The sequence below is a fragment of the Photobacterium minamisatsumaniensis genome, assembly GCF_050336695.1.
Taxonomy (GTDB): domain Bacteria; phylum Pseudomonadota; class Gammaproteobacteria; order Enterobacterales; family Vibrionaceae; genus Photobacterium; species Photobacterium minamisatsumaniensis.
On the sequence record NZ_JAKJSI010000092.1, the window covers coordinates 1 to 3,863 of the forward strand.

Annotated in this window: 3 protein-coding genes; 2 read left to right on the top strand and 1 reads right to left on the bottom strand. The window is 42.6% G+C overall.

What is annotated here, in order from left to right:
* Nucleotides 1-498 precede the first annotated feature (498 nt).
* Both L4D78_RS28030 and L4D78_RS28035 read left to right on the top strand, forming a co-directional pair.
* On the top strand, nucleotides 499-1,431 hold the full coding sequence (locus L4D78_RS28030; RefSeq protein ID WP_151418150.1) for a site-specific integrase: 933 nt from the start codon (nucleotides 499-501) through the stop codon (nucleotides 1,429-1,431).
* A 237-nt stretch (nucleotides 1,432-1,668) separates the two neighbouring features.
* Nucleotides 1,669-2,892: a protein rep gene (locus L4D78_RS28035; protein ID WP_428469967.1), complete on the top strand. Its 1,224-nt coding sequence runs from the start codon at nucleotides 1,669-1,671 to the stop codon at nucleotides 2,890-2,892.
* Here the strand turns inward: L4D78_RS28035 and L4D78_RS28040 are convergent.
* A complete protein-coding gene (locus L4D78_RS28040) occupies nucleotides 2,889-3,605 on the bottom strand; it encodes a hypothetical protein (protein ID WP_428469968.1) in 717 nt (238 codons plus the stop codon). The two genes, L4D78_RS28035 and L4D78_RS28040, sit on opposite strands and share 4 nt — an antisense overlap.
* Between the last annotated feature and the right edge of the window lie 258 nt (nucleotides 3,606-3,863).

Below are 3,863 nucleotides of genomic sequence, written 5' to 3' on the forward strand. Positions count from 1 at the left end.
GCGACTTGGGCAGACTGGGGGGTAAGTTGAGTTACGTTCATATTCGTACCTTTCTAATAATGTGTTTAATATGTTTATTAAACACATTAAACCATCTTAGCTAATAAATGTAAAGTTAAATGTCAACACATTTAAACACATTTATTGTCAAACCATACTTCACCCTGATATAATTAGGGGAAGTATGGGAACCGTTGCCGAGAATCGAGGCATGGAGCTACCAAGTGAGGCACGAGCGAAGAGTAGTCCAAGGTGGACAGCGAACGACAGGGAGTTGCTCTTGATCTGCTGGCTCAAGCTGAATCACGGAGTGTCTGCAAAAAAACTATTCGAGCCAAGGCGATGAATCGTTATTTTGTAGAAACCGTTATTCTGATTGAACCAGATGCTTCTAAGTAGCCTTGTCTGGTTGGTGATGCTGTCACGAAGTGCAGCATTGCCATACTAGACGCTCTGGCGCTCTTGACGGACTCAAAGCAATTAACAGGAATAAGATTGATGAAAGAATCAACGAGGCTTGAGTATGTGCGCTTAGGAGCGCACTTTGTGAAGACGGTACAGGAAGAAAGCGAGCTAGGACATATTCCACCATCGGAATATTTGAACGCTCTAAAAGAGCGTTCGGGTTCTACTACGCCCGCCTATTGGCGGAGGCTTAAAACAGCTTATGCAGAGTGGTGTTTTGCTGAGGGGTACGCAAAGCAAGGTAATGCGATAAAGGCGCTTAAAAACCCTCTCACAGCGAACGGTGCGCATAAAAAGCATGGTTTGCCTGACGCATCAAAAAAGCGAAGAAAAGCAACAGGAATAACCAAGGCTGATTTTGATAAGTTATTTTCAGTTGCAGATGAGGATACGAAATCTGTGATGGAAATAATGAGCCTGACAGGCTGCCGCCCGTCAGAAATTTCGAGTGTTACACGTTTGGGGTTTAGCTCGTACCGTATCGAATCAGTAAAGAAAGATGAAAAAAATAGCCGTGGATTGGATAGAACGATTCAGTTCGATGAGTACGATATTGAAAACATCGAAAGGCTAAATCGAGCTGTTTTGTTGCTGCAAGGAAGTGCTAAGGATTCTGGAATATCGGTTTCGGATCTTGTGGGTCGTGTTCAAAGGCGTTTTGATAAAATATCGGTGAAGACATTTCCAAGGCGAAAGCTGAAAATCTGCCTCTACACTTTACGGCATCAGCATGGCTCAAACTTAAAAGCATCGGGTCTAAGTAGAAAAGAGCAAGCGTACTTGATGGGCCATCGAGCGACTAAATCATTAAATCGTTATGGTGACGTTCGTAAAGGGTCGGCTTCTGCTGTGGCGGTTAAGCCAGGTGAGCCATGTGAAGACCTGGTGCGAGAAAATCACAACGATCTTGATTCAGCTAGGACGCATGTTAAAAAACGAACTCAAGACTTGGGTTTGGGTAGGTAAAACTCACTTTGCTCAAGGGGTTATTTGACCTGAATGTTTGAGCGGGTGTATTCTATTCGAAAGGCTTCATGTTTGTTACGGCAAATTTCAGACATGAAAAAGCCAGCTTCAACGGAACGGCAAATTCCTCGGCTGGCTTAAATCAACTAACTTGTAAGGTAATTATGGCTAATCTTCTTAAGAAACTCAATAGTTTCTATATGCTCATAACTCCTATGCAGACGCATAGGGGGTCGTGTGAGCACGAAATCATCAACACGTAACGCTGTTAGCGGAACGCCGAAGGCGGATCGCCTCGGTAACAACACGAAATCTGCTACCCCCCCTAAAGATGATTCGAAAATCATCCGCGAAAAAAGGGCGGAACGCTATAGAATTCAAGGGATTGCGAGGATTTTATTCGGTCGTGAAGGACACCGAAAAAAATTAGAGCATCCGTTTAATTATCATCGTACTGCTAAGTGTCTGCACACCAGAATTGGTGAGGTAGATGTGAAGCTATCAAAAGAGCACAAAAAAGCATTTTACACGGGTCTTGCGGTCTGTGGATCGGTGTGGTCGTGTCCTGTTTGCACTGCAAAAATTCAAGAGAGAAGACGCTTGGAGATTTCCAAGGGGATGGATAAGGCATACGAGAGTGGTTTGAAATGTGTGATGGTGACTCTGACTTTTCCTCACATGAGCTTTCAAAAGCTCGATGATCTTATGGAGCGTCAACGTGACGCTTTGAAGAAATTGCGCTCTGGTAATCCGTGGTCAAAAGTAAAAGCAAAGGCAGGGTTTAAAGGGTTAATTCGTTCACTTGAGCTGACATATGGCGAAAATGGTTGGCATCCGCACACTCATGAAATTTGGATTATGGATAGCACTACCAATGCTGAGTGGCTTGAAAAAGAGATTCTGAAACGATGGGAATCGGCTTGTAAACGTGCGGGATTATTGGATGAATCAAAGGTTGAAGCATTTAGAAAACATGCGGTAGATGTGAAAGATAATGCTAGTAACTCTGACTATCTGGCAAAGCAAGATGACAGTAATCACTGGGGTGCTGACCGTGAGATTGCAAAGGCTTCAACCAAATCAGGGAAGAAAAAAGGGGTGCATCCATTTCAGTTTCTTGTTGAGTTTGACAATGGTAATGAAGAGTCGGGCGAACGTTGGATTGAATACTCAAAAGTCATGAAAGGAAAGCGTCAGATTTTCTGGAGTCATGGACTCAAGGACTGGGCAGAACTGGATGAAAAGACTGATGAAGAATTAGCACTGGAGCAAGAAGATAGTGCAGATTCACTAGGGCTTTTGACAAAAGACCAATGGAGTATTGTTTTAAAACATGATGCTAGAGCGATCATCTTGAATTGCGCTGAAGTTGGAGGGAGAAAAGCCATTAACGAGTGGTTTAATCGCCACACTTTAACATGGCGATTGGATGCGGAAACTGGTGAATGCATCGAGGTTTAGTCTCCGAGGAATAGGATTTTTAGAGCCTCTAAACGTCCTATTTTTCGTGGTTTTTGTCTTGCTTTGGCTTTGAGTTCACTTATCTGGGTAGCCTGAGTTTCTATTTTTTTTATGTGTTTGTCTGTGATTGAATCAAATAGTTTAATTTGCGCTGATAGCTCTTTGTTTTCGATTTGGCTAAGACCTGATTCTTTGCGGTGTTTGTTTACCGCCTCTTCAAGTTCAGCAATTTTCTCATTCGCTTCATTGAGCTGAGAGTTTTTATTTTCGGCTTTTTTATCTGCTTTTTGATTTTGAATTTCTTCAAGTTCTCGTTTGGTTTTCGGGAATTCTATTTCGTTTTTCTTTAACTCATTGGCAAGTGCGTTTAGCCAACCTGCCTTAATTTCTTCTTGTCGTAAGAATGGGTAATCTTTAACGATTGTCCATGCTCTTCTGAATGAATTCCAACCGCCAATTGACCAGTTCAAACCGCCACTTTTTAGTGGTGATTCGACATATTCTTTCCAAGATTTGAAGCCTAGCTGACCTATTAAGCTGCGCTCAATTGTCTGCGCTGAGAGTCTTCCTTTCGATGACATTTCAGGGATGTGTTTATCGACAGCATCCATGAAAATCATCCATTGCTGAGGGTTATTTTCTGAACCAAGAGATTCCAATAATTCCTTGTGAGCGACTTGGGCAGACTGGGGGGTAAGTTGAGTTACGTTCATATTCGTACCTTTCTAATAATGTGTTTAATATGTTTATTAAACACATTAAACCATCTTAGCTAATAAATGTAAAGTTAAATGTCAACACATTTAAACACATTTATTGTCAAACCATACTTCACCCTGATATAATTAGGGGAAGTATGGGAACCGTTGCCGAGAATCGAGGCATGGAGCTACCAAGTGAGGCACGAGCGAAGAGTAGTCCAAGGTGGACAGCGAACGACAGGGAGTTGCTCTTGATCTGCTGGCTCAAGC